This is a genomic window from Flavobacterium sp. WG21, assembly GCF_000335775.1.
GTDB lineage: Bacteria > Bacteroidota > Bacteroidia > Flavobacteriales > Flavobacteriaceae > Flavobacterium > Flavobacterium tructae.
This window is the reverse complement of sequence record NZ_AMYW01000017.1, coordinates 41,179-55,720: the sequence shown is the minus strand read 5'-3', so window position 1 is coordinate 55,720 and position 14,542 is coordinate 41,179. Positions and strand designations below refer to the sequence as shown.

Sequence of the window (14,542 nt, the reverse complement as noted above, 5' to 3'; positions counted from 1 at the left end):
TATGAATTATTGATTTTTAGAATTTGGATTTTATTAAAGATAAAGCTTTGCGAACTTAGCGTTTGTAAAGACAAACAGAATAAAAAAACCTTGCGCCCTTTGCGGTAAAAAAAATACAGCATGTCAAAAAAGCGGATTTTATTAAAAATTGGAAGTAATACTTTAACCAAAGAAACCAATCATATTTCACGGGGAAAAATTGAAGACCTCGGAATGCAGATTGCAGCTTTAAACAAAGAGTACGAGTTTGTAATTGTGAGTTCCGGAGCAATCGCAGCGGCAAAGCAATTTGTAAAGCTTGAAAGTAAAGGAAAAGAAATTGTTGTGAAGCAAGCGTTAGCTTCAATTGGTCAGCCACATTTGATGCGGATTTTCCATGAAAATTTCAGCGATTTGGGATTATTGACATCACAATGTTTATTGTCTTATTCTGATTTCGAGAAAGAGCAGTCTAAAGTCAATATTGTCAATACCATAAACGTTTTGGTAGAGAACAATTACATTCCGATTATTAATGAAAATGATACGGTTGCCACAGATGAGATTCGGTTTGGAGACAACGATAAATTGGCAGCACTGACAGCCGTTCTTTTAAATGTTGATATTCTGATTATAGCCACCAATACAAACGGAATTTATACCAAAGATTCTATTCACGATGAAATTCCTGAAACGATCAAACTGGTACAGGATTTAAAAGTATTAGAAAAAGAAATTGGAGAATCAAAATCATCACATGGAACAGGAGGGATGCAGTCGAAGATAGAAGCAGCCGCAATTGCAAAAGCTGCCAATATTGAAACCTGGATCGTAAATGGACTAGATGATAATTTTATTTTGAAGGCTTTAAAGGATGAGATTCCCTTTACCAAGATTGTGTAAGTAAAACGCAGATGACACGGATTCGCTATCGCGAAAACGCTGATTTAAACGGATTATTTTTTAATATTTAAATATTATGTAGTATATTTCATTCAAAAAAAAATGAAATTATTACATTAAGAGTTAACTGATGTCGTTATTAAAACCTTTTATGAAGTGTATAATGAGCTAGGATATGGGTTTTTAGAAAGAGTTTATCAAAATTCCCTGTATTTGGAATTAAAGAATAAAGGGCTTAAAGTTGAAGCGCAGAAGAAAATCATTGTGTATTATAAAGGAATTAAAGTAGGCGAATATTATGCCGACTTAATTGTAGAAGATTTAATAATATTAGAATTAAAAGCAGTAGATTGTATTGTGGAAGTGTTTGAAAATCAGATTTTAAACTATCTGAAAGGAACAGATTGTGAAGTAGGTTTACTTTTAAACTTTGGAAAAAAACCAGAATTTAAACGGAAAATCTTTGAGAACGAAAGAAAAGTAAGAATATAAAAAAAATCTGCGCAGATCAGCGTCTTCGCGATAGCGAATCAGTAGAATCTGCGTTTAATTTTAGATTACTAAAAGAAGAAATACCATTTACAAAAATCATTTAGAATTGTTTATCTGTTTAATTGTTTAATCGATTAAAGTTAGGAACAATATAAACTGATTTAAAAAAAGCATATAAGTTAAACTTGTTTAGTTGGAAAACCGATTAAACAAATTAACGATTAACCGATTAAACAAGAAATTATGAATTACATTTCAATTCAAGATATCGACTCATTATCAAAATGGGTAAAAGGGGCGTTAAAAATTAAAAAGAACCCGCTTAAAAATCAAAGTTTAGGAAAAAATAAAACCTTAGGGATGTTATTTTTTAACCCAAGTTTAAGAACGCGTCTGAGCACTCAGAAGGCAGCTGTGAACTTAGGGATGAATGTTATGGTAATGAATTTTACCAACGAAGGCTGGACGTTAGAATTCGAAGATGGCGCCATTATGGATTCCGGTGCGTCAGAGCACATTAAAGAAGCTGCAGAAGTAGTGTCTCAATATTGTGATATTATTGCCATTCGTGCTTTCGCAGGTTTGGCAGACAAAGAAAAAGATTATGCTGAAACAGTAATTTCAGGATTCTTGAAACACGCAACTGTACCCATCGTAAATATGGAAAGCGCCGTTCGTCATCCGATGCAATCTTTAGCGGATGCTATTACCATGGAAGAATACAAAACCAAGCATAAACCAAAAGTAGTACTTTCCTGGGCGCCTCACCCGAAAGCTTTGCCACAGGCCGTTGCCAATTCATTCGTAGAAATGATGCAAATGCAAAAAGATATGGATTTTGTAATCACACACCCCGAAGGTTACGAACTTAGCCCCGAAATCACGAAAGACTGTAAAATAGAATATGATCAGGACAAAGCGTTTGAAAATGCCGATTTTGTGTACGTAAAAAACTGGAGTAATTTTAACGACTACGGAAAAGTAACCAATACAGACCCAAACTGGACCGTTACAGCCGAGAAAATGGCTTTAACTAATAATGGGAAATTCATGCATTGTCTTCCGGTTCGTCGTAACGTTATTGTAAGTGATGAAGTGCTCGACGGTAAGAATTCAATCGTAATTCAACAGGCGAATAACAGAACGTATTCGGCACAGTTAGTTTTACAGAAGATTTTGAAGAAGCTTTAATTTGAGGTACAAAGGCACAAAGTTGCAGAGGTACAAAGGTCAGAAAAAAACCTTAAAAGAAACCTTTGAACCTTTGTGACTATGAACCTCTGAACCTAAAAAAAATGAAAGTTACAATAATAAAAATAGGTGGAAACATCATCGATAATCCAACAGAATTAGAGCAATTCTTAACTGATTTTTCTAAGATTGAAGGACATAAAGTTTTAGTTCACGGTGGAGGAAAATCGGCTACAAAAATGGCTCAGAGTATTGGATTGGTACCACAAATGATTGAGGGACGTCGAATTACAGATGCCGCAATGCTTGATGTTGTGGTCATGATTTACGCAGGCCAAATCAACAAACATATTGTAGCGCAATTACAGGCAAAAGACAATAATGCGATTGGTTTTTCAGGTGCCGACGGAAATTTAATCCAGTCTGTAAAACGAAACCATCCTACAATCGATTATGGCTTTGTGGGAGATGTAAAACAAGTTAACACTAAGTTATTGGCTACGTTATTAGAAAACGGAATTATTCCTGTTTTCTGTGCCATCACACACGACAAAAACGGACAATTGTTAAACACCAATGCCGATACCATTGCAAGTGAGTTATCCATTGCTTTGTCTGAAGTTTTTGAGGTTACATTGACCTATTGTTTTGAAAAGCAGGGAGTTTTGCAGGATTCAGAAGACGATACATCAGTGATAACCAAAATCAACGAAGCCTTATACAACAAACTTAAAGAAGAAAAAGTAATCCATTCCGGAATGATTCCAAAATTAGATAATTGCTTCAATAGTTTGTCAAGAGGAGTACAGCAAATTAAAATTGGACACCACAAAATGCTTCAAAATTCAGAGATTCCGCATACAACGATTACGTTATAAAAGAAAAAGTTGCTAAGTTCCCAAGAAACTAAGACTTTTGCAGTCTTAGAACCTTAGAATCTTAGTGCCTCAGTACCTAATAAAAATGAAAAACATAGAAACGCTTACCCAGGAAGCAATTAGTTTATTAAAAAGTCTTATCGAGACCCCTTCCTTTTCAAGTGAAGAAGACCAAACAGCCCTTTTAATCGAAAATTGGTTCAATCAAAACGAAATTCCTTTCCAAAGAGAAAACAATAATGTGTGGGCTTTCAACAAATATTTCGATGAAAATAAACCGACACTTTTATTAAACTCACATCACGATACCGTAAAACCTAATCAGGCTTATACTAACGATCCGTTTAAAGCGATCGAAAAGGATGGGAAACTATTTGGATTAGGAAGTAATGATGCCGGAGGCTGTCTGGTTTCGTTGCTGGCAACATTTGTACACTTCTACGAAAACCAAAACTTATCACATAATATAGTTATTGTAGCTTCTGCCGAAGAAGAAAGCAGCGGGAAGAATGGTTTAAACAGCGTTTTAAAGCACTTACCCCAATTAGATTGTGCTATTGTGGGCGAACCTACTTTAATGCAGTTGGCGGTTGCCGAAAAAGGATTGTTAGTTTTAGACGTAAAAGTCAAAGGAACCGCAAGTCATGCCGCACATCAAAACGACGACAATGCTATTTATAAATCAATTCCTGTAATGGAATGGTTTAAAAATTATAAATTCGATAAAATTTCAGAGGTTCTAGGTCCAGTAAAAATGACCGTAACACAAATCAGTGCAGGAAAACAGCACAATGTAGTGCCTTCAGAATGTGATTTAGTGGTGGATATTCGTGTGACCGATTGTTATTCGAATACCGAAATTTTGGAAGTAGTAAAAGCCAATGTAAACGCCGAAGTAACGCCAAGATCAATGCACCTGAATGCTTCATCAATTCCGGTTGCACATGGTTTGGTACAAGCCGGAATCGCTTTAGGAAGAACTACTTACGGCTCACCTACACTTTCAGATCAGTCCGTTTTAAGCTGTCAGTCTTTAAAATTAGGACCTGGTGAAACCCTGCGTTCACATTCAGCAGATGAATTTATTTTTGTAAATGAAATTGAAGAAGGAATCGATTTGTATATCAAAATATTAAACGGGTTCTTTAAATTATAATTGAAACGAAATTAAACCCGACAGGTTTCAAAAACCTGTCGGGTTTGTAATATAAACAGGCATATTGGTGTGATTAGAAAATAAAGACAAAGAAAGAAGTCTAACAATCTAACGATCTAAGAAGTCTAAAAATCTAAGTTATGAAACTTTGGGAAAAAGGAATACCAACAGATAAACAAATTGAACAATTCACCGTAGGAAATGATCGTGAATTGGATTTAGTTTTAGCAAAATACGATGCACTGGGGTCCATTGCACATGCCAAAATGCTTGGACAAATTGGTTTATTAACTCAGGAAGAAACCACTTCTTTAGTGGACGCGTTAAATGAGATTATTGCTGATGTAGCCGTTGGAAATTTCGAAATAGAAAACAGTTTTGAAGATGTACACTCCAAAATAGAGTATTTACTCACCGTAAAACTGGGAGACGCCGGAAAAAAAATTCACACAGCGCGTTCCCGTAACGATCAGGTTTTGGTAGACGTTCATTTGTATTTAAAAGACGAGTTAAAAGCAATAAAAGAGCAGGTAAAAACACTTTTTGATTTGTTGATGGAATCTGCAGAGAAACATAAGAATGTCTTGTTACCCGGATATACACATTTACAAATCGCGATGCCATCGTCTTTTGGAATGTGGTTTTCAGCCTATGCCGAAAGCTTAATTGATGACATCACCATGTTAAATGCAGCCTCGAAAGTAGTCGACCAGAATCCGCTGGGATCTGCAGCAGGGTATGGAAGCTCGTTCCCAATCAACAGAACCGTTACCACTCAGGAATTAGGATTTGAAACCTTAAAGTTCAATGCCGTTGCAGCTCAAATGAGCCGTGGAAAAGCCGAGAAAACGGTAGCTTTTGCCATGAGCAGTGTCGCCGCAACCTTGTCAAAATTTGCCATGGACGTTTGTTTGTATATGAGCCAGAACTTTGATTTTATAAGTTTGCCATCGCATCTTACAACAGGTTCCAGTATTATGCCTCACAAGAAAAATCCGGATGTTTTCGAATTGATCAGAGGAAAATGCAATAAGATTCAGTCACTTCCTTACGAAATAACTTTAATCACCAATAATTTGCCGAGTGGTTATCACAGAGACTTTCAGCTTTTAAAAGAAGGTTTGTTTCCTGCGATTCAAAACTTAAAAGCCTGTCTGGATATTGCTATTTTTTCTGTAAAAGATATTACCGTAAAAGACAACATACTGAAAGATAAAAAATACGATTATTTGTTTACAGTAGATACTTTAAACGAAATGGTAGTGGCTGGTATACCTTTCAGAGATGCATACAAAGAAGTTGCGGAACAATTGGAAGCCGGAACGTACCAATCGCCTAAAGAAACAAAACACACCCATGAAGGCAGTATCAATAATTTATGCCTGAATGCTATTAAAGATAAAATGAAAGCAGCTTTGTAAAGAAAGCAAAACCCACCCAAAAAACCGATTCGTATCAGATACAAATCGGTTTTTTTGTTTATTGCCGTTCAAAAGTATTTGGGTTTTGCGTATGACTGATTGAGTTTAGTAGGTTTTTTTTTACTTAAGATAATTGTTCTTGCTAAAAAAAGTTTATTTTTGATTTTTAGTTTGAAAATTAAAGTATGAATAAGTTTGATGATCAGGCCACTAAAGGCCTTTGGGAAAGGGGATTACTGAGTGAAAATAAGTATGAGGAAATTACGTCCTATCGTGGATTGAATATTTTTTCACTAAATGCAGAACTTAAATTAGCCCTGTACTTGTCCGTGTTGTTGTTTACTTCAGGAATCGGAATTTTGATTTACAAAAATATTGATTCAATAGGTCACATTGCAATTCTTTCGCTGTTGTTGATTGTTATTGGAGTTTGTTTTTACTTCTGTTTTAAAAATGCCAAAGGATTTCAAAAAACAGAAACCACCTTTGAGCACCCGGTTTTAGAATACTTGGTCCTGGCGGCTACTATACTTACTTGTATTTTTATTGGGTATTTACAGTTCCAGTACCAAACCTTCGGAACGCATTACGGACTGGCGACTTTAATCCCAACCCTGGTAAGTTTCTTTTGTGCGTATTATTTCGATAATAAAAGTGTTTTGACAATCGCAATTACCGGTTTGGCAGCTTATGTAGGACTTTCTGTTACGCCGCAGGATTTGGTGAATAACAGTAATTTCTACCAGGATCCAAGTTTAAGTTATTCGGCAATTTTATTGGCTGTTTTACTTATTTTATGGACGGTTTACAGCTCCAGAATTCAGTTAAAACCCCATTTTACTATCATTTATCACACTTTTGCCTTGCACATTGCCAGTATTGCATTAATTCATAACCTGACGGATTCTTATACGGATGGTATTTGGCTGCTTTTTGCAATTGTTTTGGCAGCGTCAACCTATTATTTTTATAAAGTAAGTTACAGGCTTAAAGCTATTTCATTGTATGTTTTTATGATTATTTATGCTTATATAGGTCTCAATATATTCGTGTTTAGAGTTTTTGAGAGCATTAATTTTTCGGATATCTGGGAGTTATTTATTTTGATCCTTCCCTTATATTTTATAGGCTCAATCATACTATTCATTAAATTAATTAAGAAATTCAATAAAGAAACGGCAGCATGACAGCATACGATAAAGAGGAATTAGATGATTTGATTTTAATAGAAGAAGCTGCTTCTTTGTATTCAGCTGGTTTTATAGACAAAAATCAGAAAGATAGAATTAAAAGTGAGTTGACTGCTTTTAGAATGCAAAACAATATTCTGGTTCGACTGGGATTTTTTCTGCTGGGATCATTTTTGTATCTGTCCATTTGCGGAGCCATTTCATTATTAGGACTTAGCGGAGAGCAGTTCTTTTTCAGTATCTGCTGTTATATTTTTGCTTTGGTTGGTTTTGTAGGAGCAGAACTTCTGGCTAATTTGAAATATTACCGACATGGTCTGGACGATGCTTTTGTTTTAGGATCAATTTTGAACTTAGGAATTGCTATTGCAATCACCACCGAAGGATACGAACTAATAATTGCCGTTTTTGTGGCATTCAAGTCGTTTCTGCTCTATAGAAGGTATTTGAATTTACCTGCATTATTGGTGTTTTGCGTGGCTTCGGCTGCTGTTTTATTCTTTGGACTATTAGAATTGGGAGAAATCGGAAAAATGATTTTACCCTTTGTGACGCTACTATTTTCGGCAGGATTTTACTTTTTCACTAAAAAAAATATTCAAAAACTAACCGAAACCTATCACTATAATGGGCTTCTGTTTGCCAATAGTTTTTGTTTGATATTGTTTTATCTTTCTTGCAATTATTTAGTGGTTAGGGAACTTTCGGTGACGCTTATGGATAATCCAATAGCTGAAGGGAAGGACATACCATTTGCTTTTTTCTTTTATGCTTTTACCCTGATCGTGCCTCTTGTGTATTTGGCCCAGGCTTTGAAAACTAAGGATAGAATCTTGCTATGGATTAGTTTTTTAGCGATAGGCTTTTCAATTTATACGATTCGGTTTTATTATTCGGTTTTACCAATAGAAGTTGCGCTGACACTTGGCGGGATAGTTTTGTTTGCAATAGCTTATTTTTCAATAAAGAAGCTAAAGAACAAAGAAAGCGGCTTGACATTTAAACCGGATCGATTGAATTCGTCAAATCCATTTTTAAATATGGAAACCTTAATTGTCGCTTCAGCATTTGGAGTAAAACCCGAAGCAAAGCCTGAAGATTCTCCGATGGATTTTGGAGGTGGTGGTTTCAGCGGAGGAGGCTCAGAAGGAACTTTTTAAGTTAAATGTGAGATGTTATGTGTAAAATGTGAGATGTGAAACTATCACAGTAATTTTTCACATCTCACATTTCACATCTCACAAGAAAAATTCTATATTTTACTTTTCAATGCTTCTGCATCAATATCGCTGTGAGAAACATCATAAACAGCCTTCCCGTTTCTGATCAGGATTAATTGTGGAGATTCATGGTAAACATTGAATCGCGATGCAATTTCGTTCGATACATCACGATACGCTATTAAATCCAAAAAATAAGCACCTACAGTATTTTCCAGAGCATATTCACGTTCGAATTGCTTCAAAGCCATACGGCTAATACTGCATCTTGTACTGTGTTTAAAAATGACTACCGGTTTTTCGTTAGATATCGCTTCGATTTCCATTAATTGGGCAACATCGGTTAATTGGGTCCAATTTACATTACTTTTTGGGGTATCTGCTGACTCCGAATTCCCGAAGATTGAATTTAAAAAACTCATATTTGACTTGTTTTATGACTTTTTGACATTTTAAATAGATTGAAAATCAATTAAAAACGCCATTTTGTCTGTATTTTTAGTATGGAATATAATTTGAACGTTCTGATAGCAAAGTTAGAATATTTAAAGTTAAAAATTTAATCCAATAAATTGTAATTTTAAAGATCTCGAACTATACACTAATAATCAATCCTAAATCGTATACATATGAATATAAATAAATTTACAATAAAGTCGCAGGAAGCCATACAGCTGTCACAGCAACTGGCGCAACGCAACGGACAACAACAGATTGAAAATGAACACATTTTTAAAGCTATTTTTGAAGTAGATGAAAATGTTGCTCCGTTTATTTTGAAAAAACTAAACGTAAACGTACCGTTGTTTTTACAAATATTAGACAGTACTATTGCAAGCTTTCCAAAAGTTTCGGGAGGAGATATATTACTTTCCAGAGACGCAAACAAAGCACTGAATGAAGCAGAAATTATTGCCCAAAAAATGAACGATGAATACGTTTCTATCGAACATTTAATTTTGGCTATTTTTGATTCTAAAAGCAAAGTTTCACAGATTTTAAAAGATCAGGGCGTTACGGGAAAAGGGCTTAAAGCTGCCATTGAAGAACTTCGAAAAGGAGAACGAGTAACATCGGCTTCAGCAGAAGAAACGTATAATTCATTAAATAAATACGCTAAAAATTTAAACGAACTGGCTCGTACCGGAAAACTTGATCCTGTAATCGGACGTGATGAAGAGATCCGTCGCGTACTACAGATTTTAACACGAAGAACCAAAAACAACCCAATGTTAATCGGAGAACCGGGAGTCGGTAAAACAGCTATCGCTGAGGGACTGGCACACCGAATTGTAGATGGTGACGTGCCGGAAAACTTAAAAGATAAGATCGTTTTCTCCTTGGATATGGGAGCATTGATTGCCGGTGCAAAGTTCAAAGGTGAATTTGAAGAACGTTTAAAAGCAGTAGTAAAAGAAGTTACTTCTGCTGAAGGAGATATTGTTTTATTCATTGATGAAATTCACACGCTTGTAGGTGCAGGTGGAGGAGAAGGTGCTATGGATGCGGCTAATATTTTGAAACCGGCTTTGGCTCGTGGTGAGTTAAGAGCAATCGGAGCAACAACTTTGGATGAGTATCAAAAGTATTTTGAAAAAGATAAAGCCCTGGAACGTCGTTTCCAAAAAATCTTAATCGATGAACCGGACACAGAAAGTGCGATTTCGATCTTACGTGGAATCAAAGAAAAGTATGAAACGCACCATAAAGTTCAGATTAAAGATGAGGCCATTATTGCTGCGGTAGAATTGTCACAACGCTACATTACCAATCGTTTTTTACCGGACAAAGCTATCGATTTGATGGACGAAGCTGCTTCGAAACTGCGTATGGAAATCAATTCAAAACCGGAAGAGCTGGATGTATTGGATCGTAAAATCATGCAGCTGGAGATTGAAATTGAAGCCATTAAGCGCGAAAAAGAAGAAAGCAAACTGAAAATCCTGGGTATGGATCTTGCGAACTTAAAAGAAGAACGCAATGAGATCTATGCAAGATGGAAATCAGAAAAAGATATTGTAGACGGAATTCAGGCGGTAAAACTCGAAATAGAGGGGTTTAAATACGAAGCGGAACGTGCGGAACGTGATGGAGATTATGGAAAAGTAGCCGAAATTCGTTATGGTAAGATAAAAGAAGCGCAGGAACGTCAGGAGGTGTTGCAAAAACAATTGCTGGAGTTTCAATCCGGTAATTCTTTGATTAAAGAAGAAGTAACCCGCGAAGATATTGCTGAAGTGGTTGCAAAATGGACCGGAATTCCAGTGATGAAAATGCTTCAGACCGAAAGAGAAAAACTATTGCATTTGGAAGACGAATTGCACAAACGTGTGGTAGGTCAGGAAGAGGCAATTGAAGCGGTGAGTGATGCTGTACGCAGAAGCCGTGCCGGTTTGCAGGATATGAAAAAACCCGTTGGAACGTTCTTGTTTTTAGGAACTACGGGAGTGGGTAAAACGGAGCTGGCTAAAGCTTTGGCAGAATATCTTTTTGACGACGAAAATGCCATGACCCGTATCGATATGAGTGAGTATCAGGAACGTCATAGCGTGAGCCGATTAGTTGGTGCACCTCCAGGGTATGTGGGTTATGATGAAGGTGGCCAGCTGACTGAAGCGGTTCGTAGAAAACCATATTCTGTTATTCTGTTAGATGAGATCGAAAAAGCGCATCCGGACACGTTTAACATCCTGCTTCAGGTTTTAGACGAAGGTCGTTTGACGGACAACAAAGGACGTCTGGCTGATTTTAAAAACACGATTATCATTATGACTTCTAATATGGGAAGTCAGATCATACAGGATAAGTTTGAAAATTTAAAAGGAAGTGTTGAATCGGCTACTGAATCTGCAAAGGTTGAAGTTTTAGGATTACTGAAACAAACCGTCCGCCCGGAATTTATCAACCGTATCGACGAGATTGTGATGTTTACACCTTTAACTGTAGATAATATTTCTAAAATTGTAAGTTTGCAACTGAAGAGTGTTACAAAAATGCTGGCTCTGCAAGGTATTACAATGGACGCAACACCGGAGGCAATCGCTTATTTGTCAGATAAAGGTTATGATCCTCAGTTTGGTGCGAGACCTGTAAAACGAGTAGTTCAGAGAGAAGTATTGAACCAGCTGTCAAAAGAAATTCTGGCAGGAAAGATTACGACAGACAGTATCATCCTATTAGACGCTTTTGATGGGCAATTGGTTTTCAGAAATCAAACACACAAGGAAGAATAATAAAAAAAAGAGGTGTAGTACATCTTTACTATAATCAAAAAGACACCAGCAGAAATGCTGGTGTTTTTTTTACACAATCTTTTCTTGGTAATAATATTCTGTATAATAATTATTCTATATTTGAATAACTAATCAGTAAATCAATTATATGAAAAAAAATCTACGCACTTTTTTAATTTTATTTATTACGGTTTTTTCATTTATTACCAATGGCTATTCACAAGAGAGTGTAGTAGTTTCAGGTGGGAATGCTACCGGGAATGGGGGTAGCTCGAGTTACTCAGTAGGACAGATTGCCTACACAAGTTTACCTGGAGGAGCTAATGGCTTTGTTTTGCAAGGTGTTCAACAGGCTTATGAAATAATCAGCCTTGGAAATGATGAATTTAAAGGTATTACTCTTGCAATGACTGCTTATCCTAACCCTGCTGTTGATGTACTTAGTTTGACTGTTTCTACAAACGAATGGAATAATTTATCATGCCAATTATTTGACACTAACGGAAAAATCGTATCCAAAAAAGTAGAAGTAACAAGCCCTGATACCAGTGTACCCATGCAAGGGTTAAATAGCGGTATTTATTTTCTGACTGTAAGTAACAGTGGTAAAGCCATAAAAACGTTTAAAATCATAAAAAAATAACTTTCTAACAGCAGAAAAAGATATGAAAAAAATTACGCTTGCATTACTATTATTAAGTTCTTTTACCTTTTTATTTGCGCAGGCTCCGCAAAAAATGAGTTACCAATCGGTTGTTCGAAAAACGGATGGGACATTGGTGGCTGGTACTTTAATAAGTATCAAAATCAGTATATTATTAGGATCAACAAGTGGTACAGCTTCTTATGTAGAAACACAAACCACCACAACAAACAGCAATGGACTGGCTACTATAGAAATCGGTGGAGGAACACCTGTTACCGGAACTTTTTCCGGAATAAATTGGGGAGCCGGATCGCATTTTATCAAGACCGAGATTGATCCAAAAGGAGGAAGTAATTATACCATTAGCGGTACAAGCCAGTTGTTGAGTGTGCCGTATGCCTTGTACGCTGGAAACAGTCAAAGCAAAGGGAAGACAAGTGTAATAATAGCTGGTGACATTACAGATGCACAGGCGGCAGCACAAGTAGCGGCGGAGTTCGGACCTGAGACAGAAAATGTTTACATTATGAATACCACAAATTTGACAACTTTAGACTTAAGTGCTGCAAAAAGGCTGGTGGAATTAAGTATAAAAAGTAACTCAAGTTTAGTTAATGTAACTATGGGCAACCTTGCGGAAGTTTATAATGTATTGTATCTAGAAGGCAATGCAAAATTAGCCTCCGTCTCATTTCCTGTTCTAAAAACAGTACTTGCTTCTGAAATTTATCTTTCAGGTAATTCTTCATTACAATCTGTTTCTTTTCCTTTATTGGCTAAAACTAAAACGATTTACATCAGCGGTAATCCGTTTCTTTCTTATATTGATTTACCGGTTTTTTCTGCATTTTATAGTACTCAGTACAGTTTTCAAGTGAGTAGAAATGCACTTCCAAGTTATCACATCAATTCACTTTTAAGTAAACTGCTAAATGTTTCCCCTGCAAGCGGAAAGTTTATTGATTTGTCAGGTCAGACCCCACCAGCCCCACCTACCGGACAAGGGATTATCGATAAAGCAACTATAAAAACAAATAATAGTATTTCAACCGATTAAATTTAGGATTAATCCTTTTTTGTCAGCGAGAACCATGGCAAGACAATAAAAAGGTAAAAAAATCATAAAGAAAACCTCTAACAATAGAAAAATAGATGAAAAAAATTACGCTTGCATTACTATTATTGAGCTCTTTTACTTTTTTATTTGCGCAGGCTCCGCAAAAAATGAGTTACCAATCGGTTATTCGAAAAACGGATGGGACGTTGGTTGCAGGTACTTTAGTGAGTATTAAAACGAGTATCCTGGCTGGCTCAACAACTGGCACAGCTTCTTATGTAGAAACCCAAACCACAACAACAAACAGCAATGGACTGGCGACTATAGAAATCGGTGGAGGAACACCCGTTACCGGAACTTTTTCCGGAATAAACTGGGGAGCCGGATCGCATTTTATCAAAACTGAGATTGATCCAAAAGGGGGAAATAATTACACCATTAGTGGTACCAGTCAGCTTTTAAGTGTGCCATATGCCTTGTACGCGGGAAATAGTCAAAGCAAAGGGAAGACAAGTATTTTTATAGCTGGAGATATTACAGATGCGGAAGCTGCAGCAAAGGTTAAAGCTGACTTTGGACCTGAAACGGAGAATGTTTACGTTGTAGGCACAACAAATTTGACAACCTTAGATTTAAGCGCTGTAGAAAAAGTAATTGATTTAAAAATAAATGATAATTTGAAGTTGGTTTCCATAGATTTTGGAAATCTTATCGAAATTAATAATTCGATATATATCTATAATAATCCAAAATTGACTTCTCTGTCATTTCCGGCTTTGAAAGCGATACGTGGTGGAAGTGATTTTGAAATAATGGGCAATGAATCATTAGCATCTCTTTCTTTTCCGGTGTTGACTAAAATGAAGCTCCTTTATGCAAATTATAATCCAGTTCTTAGTTCTGTAGATCTATCTTCTTTAGTTTCATTAGCTGATGGATTTGGATCCCTTCAATTTAGAGGTTGTGCACTTTCAAGCTCTCAGGTTAATTCACTATTAAGTAAACTATTGAATGTTTTGCCTGCTTCGAAGAAAAGGATCGAATTAAGCGAACAAAACCCACCCGCTCCTCCTACTGGTCAGGGACTTATTAATAAAGCAGCTTTAATAAATGCAGGTAATTCAGTTACTACGGACTAGTTTATTGAAATTCTTTTTATTTAGGTTTCTAATAAAT

General features: G+C 36.2%; 12 protein-coding genes and 1 pseudogene. 12 read left to right on the top strand and 1 reads right to left on the bottom strand.

Annotation, left to right across the window (positions count from 1 at the left end; genetic code table 11):
• Window positions 1–120: 120 nt before the first annotated feature.
• The 8 genes and pseudogenes from proB to C245_RS0113300 all read left to right on the top strand — a co-directional run bounded on the left by proB (window position 121) and on the right by C245_RS0113300 (window position 8,370).
• Window positions 121–882, top strand: a complete 762-nt coding sequence (gene proB, locus C245_RS0113335; protein ID WP_017497098.1) for a glutamate 5-kinase — start codon at window positions 121–123, stop codon at window positions 880–882.
• A gap of 132 nt (window positions 883–1,014) precedes the next feature.
• Window positions 1,015–1,374: pseudogene (locus C245_RS23070) on the top strand (GxxExxY protein); the annotation flags it as partial.
• 243 nt (window positions 1,375–1,617) lie between these two features.
• Window positions 1,618–2,565, top strand: a complete 948-nt coding sequence (locus C245_RS0113325; RefSeq protein ID WP_017497096.1) for an N-acetylornithine carbamoyltransferase — start codon at window positions 1,618–1,620, stop codon at window positions 2,563–2,565.
• 104 nt (window positions 2,566–2,669) lie between these two features.
• Window positions 2,670–3,443, top strand: a complete 774-nt coding sequence (argB, locus tag C245_RS0113320) for an acetylglutamate kinase (protein ID WP_017497095.1) — start codon at window positions 2,670–2,672, stop codon at window positions 3,441–3,443.
• A gap of 85 nt (window positions 3,444–3,528) precedes the next feature.
• Window positions 3,529–4,599 carry a M20 family metallo-hydrolase gene (locus tag C245_RS0113315; protein WP_026110052.1) on the top strand — a complete coding sequence of 357 codons (1,071 nt, stop codon included), beginning with the start codon at window positions 3,529–3,531 and terminating at the stop codon, window positions 4,597–4,599.
• Between the two features lie 140 nt (window positions 4,600–4,739).
• Window positions 4,740–6,020 carry an argininosuccinate lyase gene (gene argH / locus C245_RS0113310; RefSeq protein WP_017497093.1) on the top strand — a complete coding sequence of 427 codons (1,281 nt, stop codon included), beginning with the start codon at window positions 4,740–4,742 and terminating at the stop codon, window positions 6,018–6,020.
• A 185-nt stretch (window positions 6,021–6,205) separates the two neighbouring features.
• A complete protein-coding gene (locus tag C245_RS0113305) occupies window positions 6,206–7,207 on the top strand; it encodes a DUF2157 domain-containing protein (protein ID WP_017497092.1) in 1,002 nt (333 codons plus the stop codon).
• Window positions 7,204–8,370: a hypothetical protein gene (locus C245_RS0113300; RefSeq protein WP_017497091.1), complete on the top strand. Its 1,167-nt coding sequence runs from the start codon at window positions 7,204–7,206 to the stop codon at window positions 8,368–8,370. The genes C245_RS0113305 and C245_RS0113300 overlap by 4 nt, the downstream gene beginning before the upstream one ends.
• A 92-nt stretch (window positions 8,371–8,462) precedes the next feature.
• Here C245_RS0113300 and ytxJ read toward each other — a convergent pair whose 3' ends face one another.
• The gene (ytxJ, locus tag C245_RS0113295; protein ID WP_017497090.1) at window positions 8,463–8,852 is read right to left on the bottom strand and encodes a bacillithiol system redox-active protein YtxJ; all 390 of its coding nucleotides are present in this window, start codon (window positions 8,850–8,852) and stop codon (window positions 8,463–8,465) included.
• A 207-nt stretch (window positions 8,853–9,059) separates the two neighbouring features.
• Here ytxJ and clpB point away from each other — a divergent pair, with 207 nt between their 5' ends.
• The 4 genes from clpB (at window position 9,060) to C245_RS0113275 (ending at window position 14,505) form a co-directional block, all read left to right on the top strand.
• Entirely contained in the window at window positions 9,060–11,663 is a 2,604-nt protein-coding gene (gene clpB, locus C245_RS0113290; RefSeq protein WP_017497089.1) for an ATP-dependent chaperone ClpB, read from the top strand.
• Window positions 11,664–11,811: 148 nt separating this feature from the next.
• Entirely contained in the window at window positions 11,812–12,306 is a 495-nt protein-coding gene (locus C245_RS0113285; protein ID WP_017497088.1) for a T9SS type A sorting domain-containing protein, read from the top strand.
• 22 nt (window positions 12,307–12,328) lie between these two features.
• Window positions 12,329–13,366 (top strand): hypothetical protein, encoded by a 1,038-nt coding sequence (locus tag C245_RS0113280; protein WP_017497087.1) that lies wholly within the window; start codon window positions 12,329–12,331, stop codon window positions 13,364–13,366.
• Between the two features lie 95 nt (window positions 13,367–13,461).
• On the top strand, window positions 13,462–14,505 hold the full coding sequence (locus tag C245_RS0113275; protein ID WP_017497086.1) for a hypothetical protein: 1,044 nt from the start codon (window positions 13,462–13,464) through the stop codon (window positions 14,503–14,505).
• Window positions 14,506–14,542 lie beyond the last annotated feature (37 nt).